At 73.7% G+C, this 20,604-nt stretch carries 18 protein-coding genes and 1 pseudogene; 3 read left to right on the top strand and 16 right to left on the bottom strand.

Annotated features, from left to right (window positions below):
- Positions 1 to 5: 5 nt before the first annotated feature.
- The 13 genes and pseudogenes from SSNG_RS29560 to SSNG_RS29495 all read right to left on the bottom strand — a co-directional run bounded on the left by SSNG_RS29560 (position 6) and on the right by SSNG_RS29495 (position 14,973).
- The gene (locus SSNG_RS29560; RefSeq protein ID WP_007267605.1) at positions 6 to 653 is read right to left on the bottom strand and encodes a hypothetical protein; all 648 of its coding nucleotides are present in this window, start codon (positions 651 to 653) and stop codon (positions 6 to 8) included.
- Positions 653 to 2,683, bottom strand: a complete 2,031-nt coding sequence (shc, locus tag SSNG_RS29555) for a squalene--hopene cyclase (protein WP_007267604.1) — start codon at positions 2,681 to 2,683, stop codon at positions 653 to 655. Before shc ends, SSNG_RS29560 begins: the two co-directional genes overlap by 1 nt.
- A gap of 114 nt (positions 2,684 to 2,797) precedes the next feature.
- Positions 2,798 to 3,790, bottom strand: a complete 993-nt coding sequence (locus SSNG_RS29550; RefSeq protein ID WP_063749924.1) for a polyprenyl synthetase family protein — start codon at positions 3,788 to 3,790, stop codon at positions 2,798 to 2,800.
- A gap of 167 nt (positions 3,791 to 3,957) precedes the next feature.
- Positions 3,958 to 5,340, bottom strand: a complete 1,383-nt coding sequence (gene hpnE / locus SSNG_RS29545) for a hydroxysqualene dehydroxylase HpnE (protein WP_007267602.1) — start codon at positions 5,338 to 5,340, stop codon at positions 3,958 to 3,960.
- Between the two features lie 349 nt (positions 5,341 to 5,689).
- The gene (hpnD, locus tag SSNG_RS29535; protein WP_042804331.1) at positions 5,690 to 6,628 is read right to left on the bottom strand and encodes a presqualene diphosphate synthase HpnD; all 939 of its coding nucleotides are present in this window, start codon (positions 6,626 to 6,628) and stop codon (positions 5,690 to 5,692) included.
- Positions 6,629 to 6,636: 8 nt separating this feature from the next.
- Positions 6,637 to 7,570 (bottom strand): annotated as a pseudogene (gene hpnC / locus SSNG_RS29530) (squalene synthase HpnC).
- A 390-nt stretch (positions 7,571 to 7,960) separates the two neighbouring features.
- Complete coding sequence (locus tag SSNG_RS29525; RefSeq protein ID WP_007267598.1) at positions 7,961 to 8,743, bottom strand: ABC transporter ATP-binding protein; 783 nt, start codon at positions 8,741 to 8,743, stop codon at positions 7,961 to 7,963.
- Positions 8,736 to 9,665, bottom strand: coding sequence for an ABC transporter permease (locus tag SSNG_RS29520; protein WP_007267597.1), 930 nt, complete (start codon positions 9,663 to 9,665; stop codon positions 8,736 to 8,738). The genes SSNG_RS29525 and SSNG_RS29520 overlap by 8 nt, the downstream gene beginning before the upstream one ends.
- 96 nt (positions 9,666 to 9,761) lie before the next feature.
- Positions 9,762 to 10,634 carry a glycosyltransferase gene (locus tag SSNG_RS29515; protein WP_042802226.1) on the bottom strand — a complete coding sequence of 291 codons (873 nt, stop codon included), beginning with the start codon at positions 10,632 to 10,634 and terminating at the stop codon, positions 9,762 to 9,764.
- Between the two features lie 8 nt (positions 10,635 to 10,642).
- Positions 10,643 to 11,422, bottom strand: a complete 780-nt coding sequence (locus SSNG_RS29510; protein WP_128637567.1) for a CDP-alcohol phosphatidyltransferase family protein — start codon at positions 11,420 to 11,422, stop codon at positions 10,643 to 10,645.
- A complete protein-coding gene (locus tag SSNG_RS29505) occupies positions 11,400 to 12,461 on the bottom strand; it encodes an iron-containing alcohol dehydrogenase family protein (protein ID WP_007267594.1) in 1,062 nt (353 codons plus the stop codon). Before SSNG_RS29505 ends, SSNG_RS29510 begins: the two co-directional genes overlap by 23 nt.
- Positions 12,449 to 13,201, bottom strand: a complete 753-nt coding sequence (locus SSNG_RS29500) for a phosphocholine cytidylyltransferase family protein (RefSeq protein ID WP_007267593.1) — start codon at positions 13,199 to 13,201, stop codon at positions 12,449 to 12,451. Before SSNG_RS29500 ends, SSNG_RS29505 begins: the two co-directional genes overlap by 13 nt.
- Entirely contained in the window at positions 13,198 to 14,973 is a 1,776-nt protein-coding gene (locus tag SSNG_RS29495; protein ID WP_007267592.1) for a DUF5941 domain-containing protein, read from the bottom strand. The genes SSNG_RS29500 and SSNG_RS29495 overlap by 4 nt, the downstream gene beginning before the upstream one ends.
- 433 nt (positions 14,974 to 15,406) lie before the next feature.
- Between SSNG_RS29495 and SSNG_RS29490 the strand changes: the two genes are divergently transcribed.
- On the top strand, positions 15,407 to 16,657 hold the full coding sequence (locus SSNG_RS29490; protein WP_007267590.1) for a bifunctional class I SAM-dependent methyltransferase/N-acetyltransferase: 1,251 nt from the start codon (positions 15,407 to 15,409) through the stop codon (positions 16,655 to 16,657).
- A 130-nt stretch (positions 16,658 to 16,787) separates the two neighbouring features.
- A complete protein-coding gene (gene idi, locus SSNG_RS29485; RefSeq protein ID WP_007267589.1) occupies positions 16,788 to 17,390 on the top strand; it encodes an isopentenyl-diphosphate Delta-isomerase in 603 nt (200 codons plus the stop codon).
- Positions 17,391 to 17,436: 46 nt separating this feature from the next.
- Here idi and SSNG_RS29480 read toward each other — a convergent pair whose 3' ends face one another.
- Positions 17,437 to 17,931, bottom strand: a complete 495-nt coding sequence (locus tag SSNG_RS29480) for an ATP-binding protein (protein WP_128637566.1) — start codon at positions 17,929 to 17,931, stop codon at positions 17,437 to 17,439.
- Positions 17,932 to 18,061: 130 nt separating this feature from the next.
- Positions 18,062 to 18,733 (bottom strand): DUF308 domain-containing protein, encoded by a 672-nt coding sequence (locus tag SSNG_RS29475; RefSeq protein WP_050779772.1) that lies wholly within the window; start codon positions 18,731 to 18,733, stop codon positions 18,062 to 18,064.
- A gap of 81 nt (positions 18,734 to 18,814) precedes the next feature.
- Between SSNG_RS29475 and SSNG_RS29470 the strand changes: the two genes are divergently transcribed.
- Positions 18,815 to 19,558, top strand: coding sequence for an enoyl-CoA hydratase/isomerase family protein (locus SSNG_RS29470; protein WP_007267586.1), 744 nt, complete (start codon positions 18,815 to 18,817; stop codon positions 19,556 to 19,558).
- On the opposite strand, the gene SSNG_RS29465 is transcribed toward SSNG_RS29470, so the two are convergent.
- Positions 19,551 to 20,180 carry a DJ-1/PfpI family protein gene (locus SSNG_RS29465; RefSeq protein WP_007267585.1) on the bottom strand — a complete coding sequence of 210 codons (630 nt, stop codon included), beginning with the start codon at positions 20,178 to 20,180 and terminating at the stop codon, positions 19,551 to 19,553. The genes SSNG_RS29470 and SSNG_RS29465 overlap by 8 nt on opposite strands.
- Between the last annotated feature and the right edge of the window lie 424 nt (positions 20,181 to 20,604).

Here is a 20,604-nt window from a genome sequence, read left to right as displayed (position 1 = left end):
TGGATTCACCTCCTGGGAAGCAGCAACGAACGGTGCCATTCGTAATACGCGGGCATTACGGCACGTAGTACACGGAAGGCAGATATTCCACCGCGGACCGTGCCGATACGGACGAGCTCGTGCTCCGGAGCGTCCACGATCACCCGGACGGCCGCAAGGGGGCGTCCCGGCGCCGCGGCGGTCCACAGGGTGGCCGCGGACTCCATGTCGACCGCGACGGCGCCGGTGGCGCGCAGCTGCGCGCGCTCCTGGCCGCGGACGACGTGGTCGGATCCGGTCAGTGCGCCGGTGTGCACGGTCCGGCCGGGTGCGGCGCGGGCCAGTGCCTCGGCGAGCAGGGCGGTGCCGGTGCAGCCGACCGCCCCGCGGGGGTCCCGGGTCTCCTCGGCGACGACCAGGTCGCCGGGGTGCATGCCGGGCACCAGGCCGGCGCAGAACCCGGTCGCGAGGACGGCCGCCCGGTGCATGCCCGGCCGCGCCAGGGCCCGGGCCACGGACCGGTCGGCGGCGCGCGGTCCCATGCCGGTACGCAGGACCGTTCCGCCGCCCGCGGCCGCGCGGCCCGCGCTGCGCAGGGCCGCCTCCTCGATGCGCAGGGCGCAGGCGACCACCAGCGGCGGCGGGGGGTCGGCTCCGGCGGGCCCGGCGGGCATCAGGACTCCCCCGCCGGCGGGACGTTCCGCCGCTCCGGGCCGAACGGCTCTCCGTGGAGGTAGCGGCCGAGGGCGGTGAGCGGGAACACCTGCCGGTAGAGGTGGTAGTTGATGGAGAAGTCCCAGGGGAAGCCGGTGCCGGTGAAGTACGGCTCGTCCCAGGTCCCGTCGGGGCGCTGGGTCTCCACCAGGTACGCGAGGCCCCGCGCGACGGCGTCGCCGTCCCGCTCCCCCGCCGACAGCAGGGCCATCAGGGCCCAGGCGGTCTGCGAGGCGGTCGAGGCTCCCTTCCCGGCCCAGGAGCGGTCCCGGTAGGAGCGCTGGTCCTCGCCCCAGCCGCCGTCCTCGTTCTGTACGGACTCCAGCCAGCGCACGGCCCGGCGGACGGCGGGGTGCGAGGGTGCGATCCCGGCGGCGGTGAGGGCGGGGACCACCGAGCCGGTCCCGTACACGTAGTTGGTGCCCCAGCGGCCGAACCAGGGGCCGTCCGGCTCCTGTTCGGCGAGCAGCCAGGCGATGCCGCGCCGGGCGCGCGGGTCGGCGGCCCTGCCCTCGGCGGCGAGCATCTCCACCACGTGGGCGGTGACGTCCGCCGAGGGCGGGTCGATGACCTCGCCGAAGTCGCAGAAGGGGAGCCGGTTGGGGAAGGGGCTGGTGTTGTCGGCGTCGAAGGCGCCCCAGGCGCCGTTCTTCGACTGCATCCCGAGGGTCCAGGACACCCCGCGGGCGATGGCCGCCTCGACCCCGCCCGGCTGCGGGTGGCGGATCCGGCGGAGCGCCAGGACCACCTCGGCGGTGTCGTCGATGTCGGGGTAGTTGTCGTTGTGGAACTCGAAGGCCCAGCCGCCGGGGGCGAGTCCGGGACGGCGCACGGCCCAGTCCCCGGGGCGGCGGATCTCCTCGCCGAGCATCCAGTCGGCGGCCCTGACCAGGGCGGGGTGGTCGGGGGGCAGGCCCGCGTCGGCCAGGGCGATGGCGGCGAGGCAGGTGTCCCAGACCGGGGACTGGCAGGCCTCGACCATCCGGGCGCCGTCCTCGCGCCACACGGCGAAGCGGTCGAGGGACTCCAGCCCGGCCCGCATCACCGGGTGCCCCAGGTCGTAGCCGAGCAGGTGCAGGGCGATCACGGAGTACACGGCGGGGGGCTGGATCCCGCCCCAGCAGCCGTCGTTCTCCTGGCGTTCGACGATCCAGCGGCCGGCGGCGGCCATGGCCGCCTTCCGCAGCCGCCGCGGCGCGACCCGCCGGTAGAGGTGCAGGGCCTTGTCCATCCGCTGGAAGGCGCCGTCCCAACTGGCGAGCGGCGGGAGGGGTTTGGCGGGGACGGGGTCGCGGGCGTCGGTGTGCAGCTCGTCGAGCGCGAAGGGGGCCGAGCGGACCGGCCGCAGCGCGGAGACCACGGTGAGCGGGACGATGGTCTGGCGGGCCCAGCAGCCGAAGTCGTAGATGTTCAGCGGTACCCAGGGCGGCAGGAACACCAGCTCGGGCGGCAGCTCCGGCAGCCGGTCCCAGCTCCACCAGCCGAACAGGGCAAGCCAGATCCGGGTGAACACCCGGGCGGCGGCGATCCCGCCGTGGGCCCGGATCCAGGCCGAGGCGCGGGTCATGTGCGGGGCGTCGGGCGGGTCCCCGGCCAGGCGCAGGGCGACGTACGCCTCGATGGTGGCGGAGAGTTCGGGCGGTCCGCCGTGGAAGGTGGCCCAGGTGCCGTCGCCCTGCTGCTCGCCCCGGATGAAGAGGGCGGCGGCGCGGGTGACGGCCTCGTCCCGGATGCCGAGGAACTGGCGCAGCAGCAGGTCCTCGGCGTCCATGGTGACGTTGGTCTGCAGGTCGCCCTTCCACCAGCCCGCCGGGTCCTGGCGGGCCAGCAGCTCGGCGGTCGCCCGGTCGACGGCCTCCCGTACGCCCTCCGGCAGGCCGGTGCCGCCGCCGGACGGGCCGGCGGCAGCGGCGGCCGGAGCCGCCGTGCTGTCGTGTCGCGGATCCGCGCCGCCGGTGATCGCACCGCCGCCGTCGGTCGTCGCTGTCATGGCTTCCCCTTCGAACAGAGCTTCGGCTGTGCCCGGGTCTGCCGTCGGCCGCGGGGTCCCTAGGCGGGGTCCCCGGCCGGCGACTCGCGATTCATATCCACTTTCCGGCGGAGATCACCTCTTGCGCACGACGACGAAGTCGGCGAGGGCCACGAGCTGCTCCCGCACGCGCTGCGGCATGTCCACGTCGTCGAGCGCGCGGATGGCGATCGCGTGCTGGCGGCGCGCCTCGTCGGCGGTCCACTGGCGGCCGCCGGCGGCCTCGATGAGGGCGGCGCGGTGGGCGAACTCCTCCTCGGAGAAGTTCTCGAAGTCGTTGCTCTTGGCGTCGGCCGCGAGCAGCCGCGCGAGCTCCTCACACGCGGGTCCGCCCGCGGCGAGGGCCGCGACGACGGGCAGGGACTTCTTGCGCTGGCGCAGGTCGCTCCAGGTCTGCTTGCCCGTGGACTCGGGGTCGCCCCAGATTCCGAGGAGGTCGTCGACGGCCTGGAAGGCGAGGCCGAGGTGGTAGCCGTACTCCTCCAGCTTGTCGGCCGTGCGGTCGTCGGCGCCGCCGAGCACGGCGCCGATCGACACCGAGCACGCGAGCAGGGCTCCGGTCTTGTTCCCCTCCATCTCCAGGCACTCCTGGACGCTGACGCGCTCGCGGTGCTCGTACGAGATGTCCTGGGCCTGGCCGTCGATGAGCTTGCGGCTGGCGGTGGTCAGGCGGCGGGTCGCCCGGCCGGCCTCGACGGTGCCGAGCTCCAGCAGCACCTCGTTGGCGAGGGCGAACAGGGCGTCGCCGACCAGGATCGCGAGGGCGGGGCCGTGCACCTTCCACACCGTGTCGCGGTGGCGGCGCTGCTCGTCGCCGTCCATCAGGTCGTCGTGCAGCAGCGAGAAGTTGTGGACGAGCTCGACGGCGACGGCGCCGGGGATGCCGACCTCGGCGGCGGCGCCCGCCGCCTCGGCGGAGAGCAGCGCGAGGGCGGGGCGCACGGCCTTGCCGCCGTCGCCGTCCGCCGGGTTGCCCTGGGCGTCGATCCAGCCGAAGTGGTAGGCGGCGACGGTGTCCATGGGCGCCGCGAGCCGGCTCACCGCCGCGCGGAGCACGGGCGTCGACAGGTCGCGGCCGCGTTCGAGGAGGGCGAGGGTGGCGGCGTTGCCCGCTCCCCCTCCGGCCGCGCCCGTGCCGGCATCCGTGTTCTCGACAAGCCGGGTTCCCCGGGTTCACTGGCTCTCCTCTGGTTTCCTGTGCCGTGCTGTGCCGGTGGTGCTGGTGGTAGTGGTGCTCATACCCCCCTCCCTGCAGGGGGTGTTCGCGGGGGCGGCCGAAGAGCGGCCAGCGCGGCGTGCGCCGCGCCGAGGCCGCTGCGGACGGCGCTCTCCATGGTCGCGGGCCAGCCGGTAGCGGTCCACGCACCGGCGAGGTAGAGCCCCGGCGTGTCGGTGCGGGGGCCCGGGCGCAGCCGGCCCACGCCGGGGCTGGGGGCGAAGGTGGCGGTCCGCTCGCGGGTGACGAAGAAGTCCCGTACCTTCGCGCCGCGCGCGGCCGGCAGCAGCCGTTCCAGCTCGGGCAGGTACTTGGAGCGCAGGACGGAGACGGGCTCGTCGATGTCGTCCTGGGCGACGGACTGGGACAGTGCCAGGTACTGGCCGCCGTCGGTGAGTCCGGAGGCGTCGGTGCGGTCGAAGACCCACTGGACGGGGGTGCCCAGTGCGGCGAAGAAGGGCTGCTTGAGCACCTTGCGGTCGTAGACGACGTGGACGTTGAGGATGGGGGCGGTGCCGATGTCGAGGAGCTTGTCCGGGTCGGCCAGCGCCCCGGCGGGCAGCAGGGCGTGCGCCTCGCGCTGGGGGACGGCGAGGACGACGGTGCCCGCGTCGAGGGACTCGCCCTCGGTGTCGACCCGCCAGCCGCCGTCCTCGGTGCGGGTGACCGCGGTGACGCGGGTGCGCAGTTCGGTGCGCACGCCGGCGGCGTCGAGGGCCTTGCGGGCGAGGGTGTCGTGGAGGTCGCCGAGCGGGACCCGGGCCCAGCCGATGTCGGCGGCGCCGTTCTCGGAGAGCAGGCCGGTCTTGAAGACCATGGCGGCCAGGCCCAGCGAGGAGTCGCCGGCGGTGGCGTTGAGGGTGGCGATGCCGACGAGGTCCCACAGGGCGGCGACGGTGCGCGGGGACTGGCCGTAGCGGGCGAGCCAGGTGCCGAAGTCGAGGCCGTCGAGGGCCGGGTCGGCGGGGTCGAGGCGGCGCAGCGCGAGGGCGGCGCGGCCGACGCTCGCGCGCTCGGCGAGCGAGAGGTGCGGGTACGTGGCCAGCGAGGCGGCCAGGTGCAGGGGGACGGGCAGCGCGCTGCGGCGCAGCCGCCCGAGGCGGGGCCCGCGGGGGTGGGCCACGTCGAGGACGGGCACGTCGAGCCGGTCCTGGAGCGGGGCGAGGGCCGCGCCGTCGACGCGGTCCAGGAACCACCGGTAGGCGGTGCAGCAGCGCAGGTAGACGTGCTGGCCGTTGTCGACGGTCAGGTCGCCTCGCTTGAAGGAGAAGGCGAGGCCGCCGAGCCGGGGCCGCCCTTCGAGGAGGGTGACCCGCAGTCCGGCGTCGGCGAGTTCGAGCGCGGCCGTGACGCCGGCGAGGCCGCCGCCGATGACGACGGCGCGTTGGTCGCTGGCGCTCATGAGGCCTCCCAGATGGTGCGGTGGCCCTGCGGGCCGGGGTGTACTGCGCTGCGGGCGGAGCCCGCCCCTACGGACGCCCGGGAGCGCCGCGGGGTTGCCCGCCGGGCGGCGCCCACCCGCACCGGAGCGACCGGCCCCGGTCCGGAGCGGCCCCGCGGGCAGGTGCCGGCGGCGGACCCGGTCGGCGGGGCGACCGGAGCCGTCGGGCGGGCGGCGCGGGCCGGGACCGGGCGCGGGCCCGCGGTGGGCGGGGTGATCGGGGCCGTCAGGCGGGTCGCGCGGGCCTGGCGCGGGCCCGCGGCGGGCGGGGCCGTCGGGCAGGCGGTGCGGGCGGTGCCCGCAGGCGGCATCAGGGCCGCCGCCGGGTGTTCTGGCGGGAGACGGTGCGGGCGTCGAGGCCGGACAGGCCGCGTACGGCCACGTACGCCTTCTCGTGGGTCGGCAGCGAGACGCGGCCGCGGAGCACCGCCTCGGGTTCGCGCTCGATGCGGTCCAGGAGGCGGCGGTAGATGCCGGCCATGGCGGCCACGCAGGCGCCGCTGCGCCGGTCGAGCATCGGCAGCAGCCGGTAGCCCTCGGTGAACAGGGCCCGGGCGCGCCGGACCTCGTGGTGCACGAGCCCGGCGAAGTCGGAGCCGGCGGGGGCCCGGCCGCCCTGGAAGCCCTCGCCGCAGCCGAACTTGGCGAGGTCCTCGGCCGGCAGGTAGGTGCGTCCGTTGCCGGCGTCCTCCCGGACGTCGCGCAGGATGTTGGTGAGCTGGAGGGCCAGGCCCAGGGTGTCGGCGTACTCGTCGGCGCGGTCGGCGGGGCCGACGGTGCCGAACACGCCGAGCGAGAGCCGTCCGATGGCCCCGGCGACGCAGCGGCAGTAGGCCTTGAGGTCGTCCCAGGTCTCGTACTCCTCGCCGCGGACGTCCATCAGGACGCCGTCGATGAGCTCGTCGAGGCCGCCGAGGGGGATGGGGAAGCGGCGGGCGGCGTGCGCGAGGGCGACGGCGACCGGGTCGGTGTCGTCCTCGTCGACCTCCCCGGCGCGGATCCGGCCGAGCAGGGCGCGGGTGTCCTCCAGCCGGGCCAGCTTGGCGTCGGGCGCGAGGGCGCCGTCGCCGATGTCGTCGACGCGCCGGGAGAAGGCGTACAGCGCGGACATCGCCTGCCGCTTGTCGGTGGGCAGCAGCCGGATGCCGTAGGCGAAGTTGCGCGCCTGGGTGCCGGTGACGGCCTCGCAGTAGCTGTAGGCCGCGAGGACCTGGGCGGACGGTGCTGACGCGTGTGCGGTGCCCTCCACGTTCGGGCTCACCCCTTTCTCGGCGCTGTGCGCAGGACGGCGGCCACCTCGCGGAGCAGGAGGCTCCGGGTGGGCTTGGGAGGGCCGGGCAGCACGTCGAAGCCGGCGGCGGCGACCGCTCGCAGGGCGGCTCGCCCCCCTCCCGTGAATCCCGCGAGCAACAGCCGCAGCCTGCCGTGCACGCTACCCACGAGCGGGGTGCCCTCATTCAGCAGGTCGCGCGCGCGTTCGGCCTCGAAGGCGATCAGGGACCGCACGGAGGCCCCGGCGGACGGGGCCCCGAGGTCGGCCTCGGCGACGTGGAAGCGGCGCATGTCCTCGGCCGGGAGGTAGATCCGGTCGCGGCCGAGGTCCTCGGCGACGTCCTGGAGGTGCTCGACGAGCTGCAGGGCGGTGCAGACGGCGTCGGAGCGGCGGATCCGCTCGGGGGTGCTGGTGCCGGTGAGCTCCAGCACGAGGCGGCCGACGGTGTTGGCGGAGAGCTCGCAGTAGCCGAGGAGCTCCCCGTACGTCTCGTAGCGGGCCACGCGCTGGTCCTGGCGGTTGGCCTCGATGAGCCCGAGGAAGTGCTCGGCGCTGAGCCGGTGGTCGCGTACGACGGGCTGGAGGGCGAGCAGCAGGGGGTGGCGCGGGGGGCCGTCGGTGCCGCCGAAGACGCGCAGCAGGTCGGCTTCGAGGGCGTCGAGCATCGCGGGCCGGTCGTCGGCCGCGGCGGCGTCGAGGCCGAGGAGGACGGCGTCGCGGCCGCCGGGGGCGAGGTCGCCGTCGCCGATGTCGTCGACCAGGCGGGCGAACCCCGTAGAGCGCCATGAGGCCGTCGCGCCAGGCGCGCGGGAGGAAGGCGGGGGCTACGGGGAAGTTCTCCGCCGCGGCCTTGCCGAGGGTGGCCCGGGTGTGCTGCGGGTCGGGGGCGCCTTCGCCGGTCGCCGGCGCGGGACGGATGCCGTGCCCGGGGGTCACCGCCCGCCGCCCGGGACGGCCGCTGTGCCTGGGGGCCGGAGAATTCCCGTAGCCATTGCCGTCACGTCTCCCGTTCTACACTGCCGACCCAAGTCATCCTATTTCGGACACGCCGCCGGACCTTACCCGGGGGTATCCCCACGGAGCCGGCTGCGGGGAATCGTCCACTCTTGGCGCGATTGAGAACTGGTCCAGCTTACGCTGTACAACGCCGCGGGGGCCTATCGGGTGTCCCCGCGCCCCGGAATGTCGGCCGCCGCTCCGGATCTCCCGCTGCGCCCGCCGGTCCGCCGGCGCCCGCCCCCATGGCGAGGCCCCCACCGCGGGGAGCGGTGGGGGCCTGCGGGCCGGGGGCGGCGGCGGACCCTCGGGTCAGTGGCCGCTGGCCTTCTCGTACGCGGAGACCACTTCCTCGGTGGGGCCGTCCATCAGGAGCTCGCCCTTCTCCAGCCACAGCACCCGGTCGCAGGTGTCGCGGATGGACTTGTTGTTGTGGCTCACCAGGAAGACCGTGCCGGCCTTCTCCCGCAGCTCGCGGATGCGGTTCTCGGAGCGCACCTGGAAGCTGCGGTCGCCGGTGGCGAGCGCCTCGTCGATCATCAGGACGTCGTGGTCCTTGGCGGCGGCGATCGAGAAGCGCAGGCGCGCGGCCATGCCGGAGGAGTAGGTGCGCATCGGCAGGGAGATGAAGTCGCCCTTCTCGTTGATCCCCGAGAAGTCGACGATGTCCTGGTAGCGCTCCTTGATCTGCTCGCGGCTCATGCCCATCGCGAGACCGCCGAGGACGACGTTGCGCTCACCGGTGAGGTCGTTCATCAGGGCGGCGTTCACGCCGAGCAGCGAGGGCTGGCCGTCGGTGTAGACCTTGCCGGACTCGCAGGGCAGCAGGCCCGCGATGGCGCGCAGCAGGGTCGACTTGCCGGAGCCGTTGGAGCCGATGAGGCCGATGGCCTCGCCGCGGTAGGCGGTGAAGGAGACGCCGCGTACGGCGTGGACCCGGCGGACGCCGGGGGCGTCGCCCTTGCCCCGGCGGAGGATCTTGCTCAGCGCGGCGGTGGCGCTGCCCTTGCCGGAGCTGCCCGTGTTGACGCGGTACACGATGTGCACCTCGTCCGCGATGACGGTGGGGACCCGCCCCTGGGTGTTGTCAGCCACGGCCGTAACGCTCCTCAGCCTTCCAGAAGTACACGAAGCCGCCGACGCCGATCACCACGGCCCAGCCGACCGCGAAGGCCCAGACGTGCGGCGGGAGGTTCTCCGCGCCGTAGCCGTCGATCATCGCGAAGCGGACCAGGTCCATGTAGATCGCGGCGGGGTTCCACTGGAGCACGTCCGCGATCCACGCCGGCCGGTCCTTCAGCATCTCGCTGATGGAGAACATGACGCCCGAGGCGTACATCCAGGTACGGGTGAGGAAGGGCATCAGCTGCGCCAGGTCGGGGGTCTTGGACCCCATGCGCGCGAAGACCAGCGCGAGCCCGGTGTTGAAGACGAACTGCAGCACCAGCGTCGGGATCACCAGCAGCCACGACAGCCGCGGGTAGTTCCCGAAGGCCACGGCGACGACGACCACGACGATCATCGAGTACAGGAGCTGCTGGAGCTGCTGCATCGAGAACGAGATCGGCAGGGAGGCGCGCGGGAAGTGCAGCGCGCGCACCAGGCCGAGGTTGCCCGGGATCGCCCGGACGCCCGCCATCAGCGAGCTCTGGGTGAAGGTGAAGACGAAGATCCCCATCACCAGGAAGGGGATGTAGACCCCCTTCTCCATGCCCCGGCCCGCGTTCAGGATGAGGCCGAAGATCAGGTAGTACACCAGCGCGTTGAGCAGGGGGGTCGCCACCTGCCACACCTGGCCGAGCTTGGCCTGGCTGTACTGCGCCACCAGCTTGGCCCGCGAGAAGGCCATGATGAAGTGGCGCCTGCCCCAGAGCTGCCGCACGTATCCGCCCAGGCTGGGCCGCGCGCCACTGACGGACAGGCCGTACTTCCGGGCGAGCTCCGCGGGGCTGAGCCCTGCGTCGTCGGACGGCGGCTTGCTCGTGGCGAGGGCACCGTCGTGGGTTGTGTCACTCACAAGTTGGAACTTTCCGTCTTCTGGATGCGGCAGGAGGGGCATCGGGGGCTGGGACGCCGGACCCGGGATGGGCCCATGGTCCCAGACCCGAGCTTGTCAGATGACCGGCGGGCGGCCCAGCCGCGTCAGCCGCCAGACCGTGCGCCACCTCATGGGACGCCGGGGACCACAGGGGGTGGTCCAGCCCTCCTTGAACCCGCCGAACCAGGCCTTGAGCGCCGGCGCGGAGGGCCTGCGTACGAGCGTCAGCGCGAGCCAGACGCCCAGGTAGACCGGGACCAGGGGGGCCGGCAGGTTGCGGCGGGCGAGCCACACCCGGTTACGGGCCACCATACGGTGGTACACCGCGTGCCGGGAGGGGGCGGTGGCCGGGTGCAGCAGCACCATGTCCGCCCGGTAGTCGATCAGCCACCCGGCGTCGAGCGCCCGCCAGGCCAGGTCGGTCTCCTCGTGGGCGTAGAAGAACTCCCCGGGGAGCGTGCCGACCTGCTCGAACACCTTCGTGCGGACGGCGTTGGCGCCGCCCAGGAAGGTGGTCACGCGGGAGGAGCGCATCGGGTCCGAGGCGCGCAGCCGGGGCACGTGGCGGCGCTGGGTGGTGCCGGTCTCGGGGTCGGCGATGCGGAAGCTGACGATCCCGAGCTCCGGGTCCTCGGCGAAGGCCTGCCGGCACAGCTCGGCGGTGTCCGTGCGCTCCAGCAGCCCGTCGTCGTCGAGGAAGAGCAGGGCGTCGACGTCACGGCCGCCGGGGCCGAAGGCCTCGATGCCGACGTTGCGGCCGCCGGGGATGCCCAGGTTCTCCGGGAGGGAGACGGTGCGCACGCCCTCGGGGAGCCCGGTGACCTCGACGCCCTGGCCGACGACGACCACCTCGACGGGGTCGCCCTCCTGGCGGGCGACCGAGTCGAGGAGCGCCTTCAGCTCGTCGGGGCGGTTGCCCATGGTGATGATCACGGCGCCCAGCCGCATCGGGGCCGTCACTTGAGCCTGCTGGAGGCCAGGACCGACACCAGGTGCAGCAGGGTCTGGAGCAGCGCGATGCCGGCGAGCACGGCGACGCCGAGGCGGGAGAAGAACAGGTCGCCCCGGACCTGGTCGGCGACGGCCAGGACCAGGATCAGCAGGGACGCCTCGATGCCGAGGATCAGCCGGTGGAACTTGAGCGCGGCGGCGGCCCGGCGGGCGAACGCCATGCCGGAGGAGCGGGGCTCGGCGGCGGACTCCTGCACCACGGGCTTGCCGGCCTGGTGCCGGGCCACGCCGACCAGGTCGGTCTCGGCCTTGATCAGGATGGCGCCGAGGGCGGCGAGGGTGCCCAGGAAGGCCCACAGCCAGTCGATGCGCCCGCCGCCCCACAGGTCGGCGGCGCGCAGGCCGAAGCCGACGAGGACGGCCGCGTCGCACAGGTAGGCGCCGACCCGGTCCAGGTAGACCCCGGAGAGCGAGTACTGCTTCTTCCAGCGGGCGACCTCGCCGTCGACGCAGTCGAGCAGCAGGTACAGCTGGACCGCGACCACGCCGAGGGCGGCGCCGAGCACGCCCGGCACCAGCAGGGCCGGGGCGGCGAGGACGCCGGCGAGGGTCATCACGTAGGTCAGCTGGTTCGGCGTGACCTTGGTGGTGACCAGCAGCCGGGTGATGCGCAGGGAGACCTCGCGCATGTACAGGCGACCGCCCCAGTGCTCGCCACTGCGCCGGTCCTTGACGCCCGGCGGGTGAACGACGGGCCGGAGTTCAGCTACGGATGGTCTGGGCATAGTCGGCGTAAGCGTCCCTGATCTCGGCTGCGGACAGGTTGAGGTGCTCCAGGACCGTGAAGCGTCCCGGGCGGGTCTGGGGGGCGTACTCGACGGCGGCGACGAACTCGTCCACGCTGAACCCGATCTCCTCGGGCAGCACGGGCAGGCCGTGGCGGCGCAGCACCTCCGTGAAGAGGCCGGCCTGGTCGGCGGCCCCGCGCAGGTGCATGGCGAAGGCGGCGCCGATGCCGACCTGCTCGCCGTGGAGCGCGGAGCGCCCGGGGTAGAGCAGGTCGAAGGCGTGGCTGATCTCGTGGCAGGCCCCGGAGGAGGGGCGGCTGTCCCCGCTGATCGACATGGCGATGCCGGAGAGCACGAGGGCCTCGGAGAGCACGGTGAGGAACTCGTCGTCGCCGCATCCGCCGGGGTGGCGCAGTACCGACTCGCCGGCGGTACGGGCCATGGCGGCGGCCAGGCCGTCCACGGACTCGCCGGTGATCCGGTGCGAGAGCTCCCAGTCGGCGATGGCCGAGATGTTGGAGATGGCGTCGCCGACCCCGGCGCGGATGAAGCGGGTGGGGGCCTCGCGGATCACGTCGAGGTCGATCACCATCGCGATCGGGGTGGGGACGCCGTAGGAGCCCCGTCCGTTGTCGTTGTCCAGGATGGACACCGGGGAGCAGATGCCGTCGTGGGAGAGGTTGGTGGCGACGGCCACCATGGGCAGGCCGACCCGCGCCGCGGCGTACTTCGCCACGTCGATGATCTTCCCGCCGCCCAGTCCCACGACGGCGTCGTAGCGGCGGCCCTTTATGTCGTCGGCGAGCTTGACCGCCGAGTCGATGGTGCCGTCGACGACCGGGTACCAGTCGGCGAGCGGCAGGGCCGGCTCCAGACGGGCGCGCAGCGCCTGTCCGGAGCCCCCGCTGATCGCGATCGCGAGCCGGCCGGACGCGGAGATCCGCTGGTCGGCGAGGATACCGTCCAGCTGGTCCATCGCCCCGCGGCTGATGTCGACGACGACCGGCGAGGGGATCAGCCGCGTCAGTACTGGCATGCGATCGTCCGGCCCTTGGCGAGGTCGTCGTGGTTGTCGATCTCGACCCACTTGACGTCACCGATGGGGGCGACGTCGATGGTGAAGCCGTCGTTGACGAGCTGCTGGTAGCCGTCCTCGTAGTAGAGGTCGGGGTCGCGCTCGAAGGTGGTCTTGAGGGCCTCGGCGAGCTGCTCGGCGGCCTCGGGCTCGATGAGGGTGACGCCGATGTACTCGCCGGTCGCGTCGGCGGGCTCCATCAGCTTGGTGATCTTCCGCACACCCTTGTCGCCGTCCACGACGACCTTCATCTCCTCGTCGGCCAGGTTCTTGACCGTGTCGAGGGCGAGGATGATCTTCTGGCCGTCGCCGCGGGCGGCGAGCAGGGTCTTCTCGACGGAGACGGGGTGGACGGTGTCGCCGTTGGCGAGGATCACGCCCCGCTTGAGGACGTCACGCGCGCACCACAGGGAGTAGGCGTTGTTCCACTCCTCGGCCTTGTCGTTGTCGATCAGCGTGATCTTGACGCCGTACTTGGCCTCCAGGGCCTCCCGGCGCTCGTAGACGGCCTCCTTGCGGTAGCCGACGACGATCGCGACCTCGGTCAGGCCGACCTCGGCGAAGTTGCCCAGGGTCAGGTCGAGGACGGTGAGGCTGTCCTCCTGCCCCTCGGGACCGACGGGCACGAGGGCCTTGGGCAGGGTGTCGGTGTAGGGACGCAGGCGGCGTCCGGCACCGGCAGCGAGGACAAGGCCGATCATGCTGGTTCTCCTTCGTCATGTACGGCGGGTGCCCCGGAGGAGACCCAGAAGCGGATGCTCTCCACGAGCACCACGAGTGCCACGAACACGGCCGTGGCCGTGAGCGCGACGGGGAACGCGTCACGGGCGAGGACGGTGGCGAGGACCACGGTCAGCAGGACCCTGCCCTCGTGACCGCCGGTCGTCCGCACCAGCCAGTGCGGGGGAGCGCCCGAGCCACCACGGATGCGGTAGACGGTGTCGTAGTGATGGTAGGCGACCGCCGCGACCAGTCCGAATGCGGCCGGAAGGGCCCCGGGGACGTCCGCCTTGGCGGCGAGCACGAGGATCGTCACGTACTCGCCGAACCGGAAGAGCGGCGGGATCAGCCAGTCGAGGGGGCCCTTGAGGGGGGCCGACACCGCCGCGCCGGCGAAGAGCGCGTACACGGCGGCGGTCCCGATCAGCCAGGGGTTGCCGAAGTCCCGGGTGAGCGCGGCGCCGGTCATCAGCACCGAGACGCCCAGGGCCAGCCAGGGCGCGGCGCGGTCCGGCCGCTTCGTGGGCCGGGGGTAGCCGGTCCAGGCCAGGACGCCCGAGTCGGCGAGGTCCGCGAGGGCCCGGGCGGCCCGGTCGGTGCGCTTCGCCTTGCGGGTCACCGAGCGCAGGACGCGGCCCGCGGTGGTGTACAGCGCGCCGAAGGCGCAGCCGATCAGCAGGGCGTAGAAGACGGTGCGGGGGCTGGTCACGGCGGTCAGTACCGCGATCATGGCCCAGCGCTCGCCGATCGGCAGGATGATCATCCGCCGGACCCAGACGGTCCAGCCGACGCTGTCGAGCCTGCCCGAGAGGGCCGCCGTCGGGCTGGTGTTCGCCGTGGCGTCGTGGTTGGCCTCGTTGAAGGAGAAGTCCACCACGTGCCGGCAGGTCATCAGGATCATCGAGCCGAGCGCGAGGGCCCAGACGTCGTCGCCGTTCCGGGCCGCGCCGAGCGCGAGGCCCGCGTAGAAGGCGTACTCCTTCGCACGGTCGAAGGTCGCGTCGAGCCAGGCGCCCATCGTCGAGTACTGCAGCGAGTAGCGGGCGAGCTGCCCGTCGGTGCAGTCCAGGACGAAGGAGACGAGCAGCAGCACGCCGGCGGTGACGTAGCCCCAGCGCTCCCCCGTGGCCGCGCAGCCCGCCGCGACCAGCGCGGTGATCAGCGAGGCGGTCGTCACCTGGTTCGGGGTCAGGCCTCGGCGCGCGCACCAGCGGGCGATGTAGCGCGAGTACGGGCTGATGAAGAAGGTGGTGAAGAAGCCGTCGCGGGACTTCACCGCGGTGCGCAGCCGTACGGCCTCGTCGTCCACGGCGGCCACGGCCGCGAGGGCCTCGGAGCGCTCGGCCTCCCCGTCCGGCACGGCCGCGACCAGGCTGCCCAGATCGGGCCGCTGGACGGTGGTCCCGGCGGCCTCCACCACGGCGGCGAGCCGGTCCGCGTACGGTCCGGTACCCGCCGGCGCCAGCGCGGCGGCCTGGTCGAGGGCCGCGCGGGCCCCCGCCTTGACGGCGAAGGCGCCGGTCACGGCACAGGCGTCGAAGCGCGGGTCGGTCAGGGCGAGGCGCAGTGCGTGCGGGTGCCCGACGAAGGCGCTGTCGACGACGGCCACCCGCTCCTGGGCCGGCACCCCGGCGAGGGCGGTGGCGGTGTCTTCGGGACCGGCGGCCGGGCGGACGTCGAACCCGAGCGACCGGAGCTCGTCCTGGAGCGGTGATCCGGGTACCGGCGGGCCGGTGAGGATGACGGTCGGCAGACGAACTCACTCCTTGCGACGGACATTCCCGACGGCCGGGCGCCCGGGTGGGGGCGGTGGCAGCGCGTCGGCAGGGCTGTCGGCAGAGGCTATCGGATGAATGGAAGGCCTCATTCATCAGCTGTTCAGCCCCAAACGGGGCCGTTCGGGGCCGGATGTTAGGGTGGACGGCGGCGCACACGGGTCACGTGGTGCGCGAAGGCGGGCCGACGCGGCCCGGAACGGGAAACGAGGTGGGTTGATGACCGTCGCAGTGGTCGCTGCCGTGCGCAGCGAACTCCGGTACATCCCCGTTTCCTTCCGGGCGTCCGGCCGGGTCTGAGCCCACACCGGTAAGACCTCGTCGGCCGGAGCCCCCGTTCAAGGGTTCACGTTGACCGACAACACCGCTTCTGCTGCTTCCGGCTCCGACGACGGCGTCTTCGCCGCCTTCATGGAGCTGCACCGCGGGCTGCCCCGGCAGTCCCCCGGTTCCGACGACTCCACCCGGCACCTGCTCTTCCTGTGCGGACCGCTGCCCGAGCGGCCGCGCGTCCTCGACCTGGGCTGCGGTCCGGGCCGCAGCGCCCTGCTGCTCGCCGCCGAGGCGGGCGGGGCGGGCCTCGCCGAGGTGACGGCCGTCGACCTCTACGAGCCCTTCCTCGACGAGCTGCGCGCCGCCGCCCGCGAGCGGGGCCTGGAAGGGCGTGTCCGCACGGTGCGCGCCGACATGGGCGCACTGCCCTCCGAGGGGTTCGAGGACGGCTCCTTCGACCTCGTGTGGGCGGAGGGCTCCGCGTTCGTCCTCGGCTTCGACCGGGCGCTCGCCGAGTGGAGGCGCCTGCTGGCGCCGGGCGGGCGGCTCGTGCTGAGCGAGTGCGAGTGGACCGCCGAGGAGCCCTCGGCCGGGGCCCGGGCCTTCTGGGACCCGCAGTACCCGCTGCGCTCCACCGCCCGCAACACCGCGGCCGCCCAGGCCGCCGGGTACCGGGTGCTCGGGACCCGGCTCCAGCCCGACTCCGACTGGGCCGAGTACTACGGCCCGCTCGGCGAGCGGGTCCGGGCTGCCGTGCCCGCCTCCCCCGCGGAGGAGGCGGCGCTGGGTTACGTACGCGAGGAGCTCGCCGTACGGGAACGGCACGGGCACGAGTACGGGTACACGGGCTTCGTGCTGGCCCCGGTGACCGCCGGGGACGGGGGCCGCTGGCGGACCCGCCCGGAGGCGCCGGCCGACGTGGCGGCCGTGCGCGCCGTCAACCTGGCGGCCTTCGGTACCCCGCTGGAGGCTGATCTCGTGGACGCGTTGCGCGCCGACGCCGGGGCGTGGCTGCCGGGGCTCTCGTACGTGGCCGAGGGCCCGGACGGCGAGGTGGCCGCGCACGCGCTGCTGACCCGCTGCCGGGTGGACGGGGTGCCCGCGCTGGCCCTCGCGCCGGTGGCCGCCGATCCCGCCGTCCAGCGCTCGGGCGCGGGGAGCGCCGTCGTACGGGCGCTGCTCGCGGCAGCGCGGGAGGCCGGGGAGGCGCTGGTGCTGGTCCTCGGGCACCCCTCGTACTATCCGCGGTTCGGTTTCACGCCGGCTTCGCGGTTCGGGATCAGGGCGCCCTTCGAGGTGCCCGACGAGGCGATGATGGCCCTGGTGCTGGACGATTCCGTTCCGGTGCCGGCGGGCACGATCCGCTATCCGGCGCCCTTCGGGATCTGAGCCCCGGCCGAACCTCCGCCCCCCGCCGCTTACCACGCGGCGGGGGGCGGACATGCGCGGATTGCCGAAGTGGGGACAAGCCTCTTTTGTACGGCAGACTGAAGGCCGAAGTCCGAAGCGAAGGATGGGTATGCCGACCACACCAGCCACCGACGCCACCAGCAGCGCGTCCGCCGGCACCGGAGCTCAAGAACCGATCATGCTCGAACTGGTCGACGAGTCCGGCAACACCATCGGCACGGCGGAGAAGCTCTCCGCGCACCAGGCACCGGGCCTGTTGCACCGGGCGTTCTCCGTGTTCCTCTTCGACCAGCAGGGCCGACTGCTGCTCCAGCAGCGCGCCCTCGGGAAGTACCACTCCCCCGGCGTCTGGTCGAACACCTGCTGCGGCCACCCCTACCCCGGGGAGTCGCCGTTCGCGGCCGCGGCCCGGCGCACCCACGAGGAGCTCGGGCTCTCGCCCTCGCTGCTCGCGGAGGCGGGTACGGTCCGCTACAACCACCCGGACCCGGATTCCGGGCTGGTGGAGCAGGAGTACAACCACCTGTTCGTGGGACTGGCCCGGCCGGTGCTGAACCCGGATCCGGAGGAGGTCGGCGACACCGCCTTCGTCACGGCCGAGGAGCTGGCGAAGCGGCACGCGGAGCAGCCGTTCTCCGCCTGGTTCATGACGGTGCTGGACGCGGCGCGCCCCGCGATCCGCGAGCTGACGGGCGACGCGGCCGGCTGGTAGCCGCTACGCCGTTCAGGTGCGGACGCCCGGGACGGCCGTCCCGGGGTCAGATCCCGGGGGCCGGGGCGGCGAGCGGCAGTGCCGCCCAGATCACCTTGCCGCCCGTCGCGGTGTGCTCGACGTCGCACACCCCGCCGGCCTCCAGGGTGATCTCCCGGACCAGCAGCAGGCCCCGGCCGCCGGTCTGGCCGAAGTCGGCCTCCAGCGCCTTGGGCCGGTACGGGTGGTCGTCCTCGACGGCCACCCGTACCCACTCCCGGCCCACCGCCACCTCGACGGCGACCTCCGGGGAGAGCAGGGCCGCGTGCCGGACCGAGTTCGTCACCAGTTCGGAGACGATCAGCAGCAGGGAGTACACGAGGTCCTGCTGGGCCGGCACCCCCTGGCGGCCGAGCAGGTCGCGGACCGCGCGGCGGGCCTGCGGAACGGATTCTTCAACCGCGGGCGCCGTGAAGCGCCACACTCCTTCGTAAGCGAGGGGGTCGGCCGGGGCCGACACCTCACCTCCCCGGGCCGGCGGGATGCTCCCGCTGTCGTCCATCTTCCGGCCCCCGTCTTCGCGCTCGATCGTCTCCACGTGTCCAGAGTGGGGAAGACCCTGGTCCGGACCGCGCCGCTGACCAGAAGTCAGCGTCAATCGGACGCTTTCTGACCACTGGTTTATGACAGAGTCAGTTGTTGGGCTGTTCCTGATCCGGTGCGGGCCGGTTCCCGGCCGCCTCCCGCGTCCCGTCCGGCGTACCCGGCGCGGCCCCGGCGTCATCGTCCCTGACCAGACCGAGGATCCGGCGGGCGCCCATGCCGAGCCCCACCAGGCTCAATCCGTCGAACAGCAGGGCGAGCGAGAAGAACGTCCCGATCACGTACAGGCTGCTGCCGGGCCAGCTGGACAGGATCAGGATGCCCAGCAGCAGCCCGAAGGCGCCCTGGACCAGGGAGATCCCGAAGTTCGCGCCGCGCACCACCAGGGCGCCGACGAGGCGGAACACCCCGCCGGTGAGGAAGAGCAGGGCCGCGAACATGGTCAGGGCCTCGGCGCTCGCCTCCGGGCGGCGCAGGATCACGAAGCCGGCGGCCAGGTTGACGGCCGCGACGATGACGGCCAGCCAGAAGTAGCTGGTCCCCCGCGACTGCACGGCCTGCGCGAGACCGACGACGCCGCCGACGAGCAGCAGCCAGCCGAAGAGGAACATCGAGGTCAGGGTGGCCACGCCCGTGTAGACCAGGCCCACCATCCCGGCCAGGACGAGGATCAGCCCGAGCAGGGCCAGCAGCCCGAAGCCTCGCTTCAGCTGCTTCTTCTCCCGCTGCCGCGGGTCCGGGTCACTGCGGTCGGCGCCCATGGACGTGCCACCTCCTCGGCACCCCCCGGGGTCGGACTCCCCTTGATCATAGGATCGGCTGCCCGGGATAGCATCCGGCGCATGGACGCAGCCCTCCACCACACGGTCGGCGACGGGGTCGCCACCGTCGTCATCTCGCACCCGGCCAAGCGGAACGCCATGACCGCCTCCATGTGGCGGGCGCTGCCGGAGCTGCTGGAACTGCTCGCCGAGGACGACGCCGTACGGGTGCTGGTGCTGACCGGGGCCGGTTCGACCTTCTGCGCGGGGGCCGACATCTCCTCGCTCACCGGCAAGGACGACCCGCAGGCCCTGTCCGTGGCGGCGGAGGAGGCCCTCGCGGCCTTCCCGAAGCCGACGCTGGCCGCGATCCGCGGGTTCTGCGTCGGCGGCGGCAGCCAGCTGGCGGCGGCGTGCGACCTGCGCTTCGCGGAGGAGGGCGCGTCGTTCGGGGTGACCCCGGCGAAGCTGGGCATCGTCTACCCGGCGTCCTCCACCCGCCGGCTGGCCTCGGTGGTCGGCCCCGCGTGGGCCAAGTACCTGCTGTTCTCCGCCGAGTTGATCGGGGCGGAGACGGCGCTGCGGGCCGGGTTCCTGAACGAGCTGCTGCCGGCCGGCGGCCTGGAGGAGCGGGTGGCCTCCTTCGCCCGCACCCTGACCGCCCGCTCGCGGCTCACGCAGGCCGCCGCCAAGGAGTTCGCGGACGGCCGCACCGACCGGGACGCGTACTGGGCGGCCCAGGCCGCCGCGAGCGGCGACACCGCGGAGGGTGTCGCCGCGTTCCTGGAACGGCGGGCCCCCGCCTTCGGCTGGCGTCCTAGCTGAGCGGGTTGGCGGCGCGCATCCGGGCGACCAGCTCCGCCGGGGCCTTCTCCGGGGAGCCGGCGTCGTACGGCGGCTGCGGGTCGTACTCGCACAGCAGCTGCACGGCCTGGGCGTACTCGTCCCCGGAGATCCTCCCGAGCAGCCCGAGGCCCATGTCGAGGCCGGAGGACACCCCGGCGGCGGTGACGTACTTCCCGTCGAAGACCACCCGCTCGCCGGTCGGCTCGGCGCCGAAGGGGACCAGCCTGTCGAGGTAGAGCCAGTGGCTGGTGGCCCGCCGCCCGTCGAGCAGGCCGGCGGCGGCGAGGAGCAGCGAGCCGGTGCAGACGGAGGTGGTCCAGGTGGTCGTGGCGTCCACGGCCCGCAGCCAGTCGAGCACGGCGGGGTTCTTCATCTCCACCTCGGGGTGCGGCCCGCCGGGCACGATGACGATGTCCGGCCGGGTCACCTCGTCGAGCGCCTTGTCGGCGACGAGCCCCAGCACCCCGTTGTCCGTCCGCACGGGACCGGGGCGCTCCGCGACGAACACGGTCTCGGCGTCGGGGACGCGGCTGAGGGTCTCGTAGGGCCCGACGGCGTCGAGCGCGGTGAAGCGGTCGTAGAGCAGTACGGCGAACTGCATGGCTCCTCCGGAGCGGTGGGCCGCCCCTGCTTGTGGGGGCGGAAGCATGTGTGTGTACCGGGCGCCGGTACAACGCCGGCGCCGCGCTTGGCGGCACGCCTTTTTCACGCGCCGCTGCGCCGGCTCCGTCCGTCGGGCCGCCGGGGGGGGGTGGCGGGGCCACGGGGGTGGCCGGGGGGTGGGTCGTCCGCGGGTGGATTGCCGCTGCGCGGAGCGGTCCCCTACCCGCCCTTCAACCGTTCTCGCCTCAGTTGCCGGCGCGGCTCCGCAGGGGCCAGGGCTCCGCCCCGCACCGCGCACGGGCGCTCCGCGCCCGTCGCCTCAAACGCCGGCGAGGCTGGACTCGGCTGAGCTCCGCTCAGATGTGCCGCTCGACGGCAGGACTGCGCGCGGCCCACATCCACCCCCGCCAGCCGCAACCCCA

This window comes from Streptomyces sp. C (genome assembly GCF_000158895.1).
Taxonomy (GTDB): Bacteria; Actinomycetota; Actinomycetes; order Streptomycetales; family Streptomycetaceae; genus Streptomyces; species Streptomyces racemochromogenes.
This window is presented reverse-complemented; position numbering and strand designations above follow the sequence as displayed.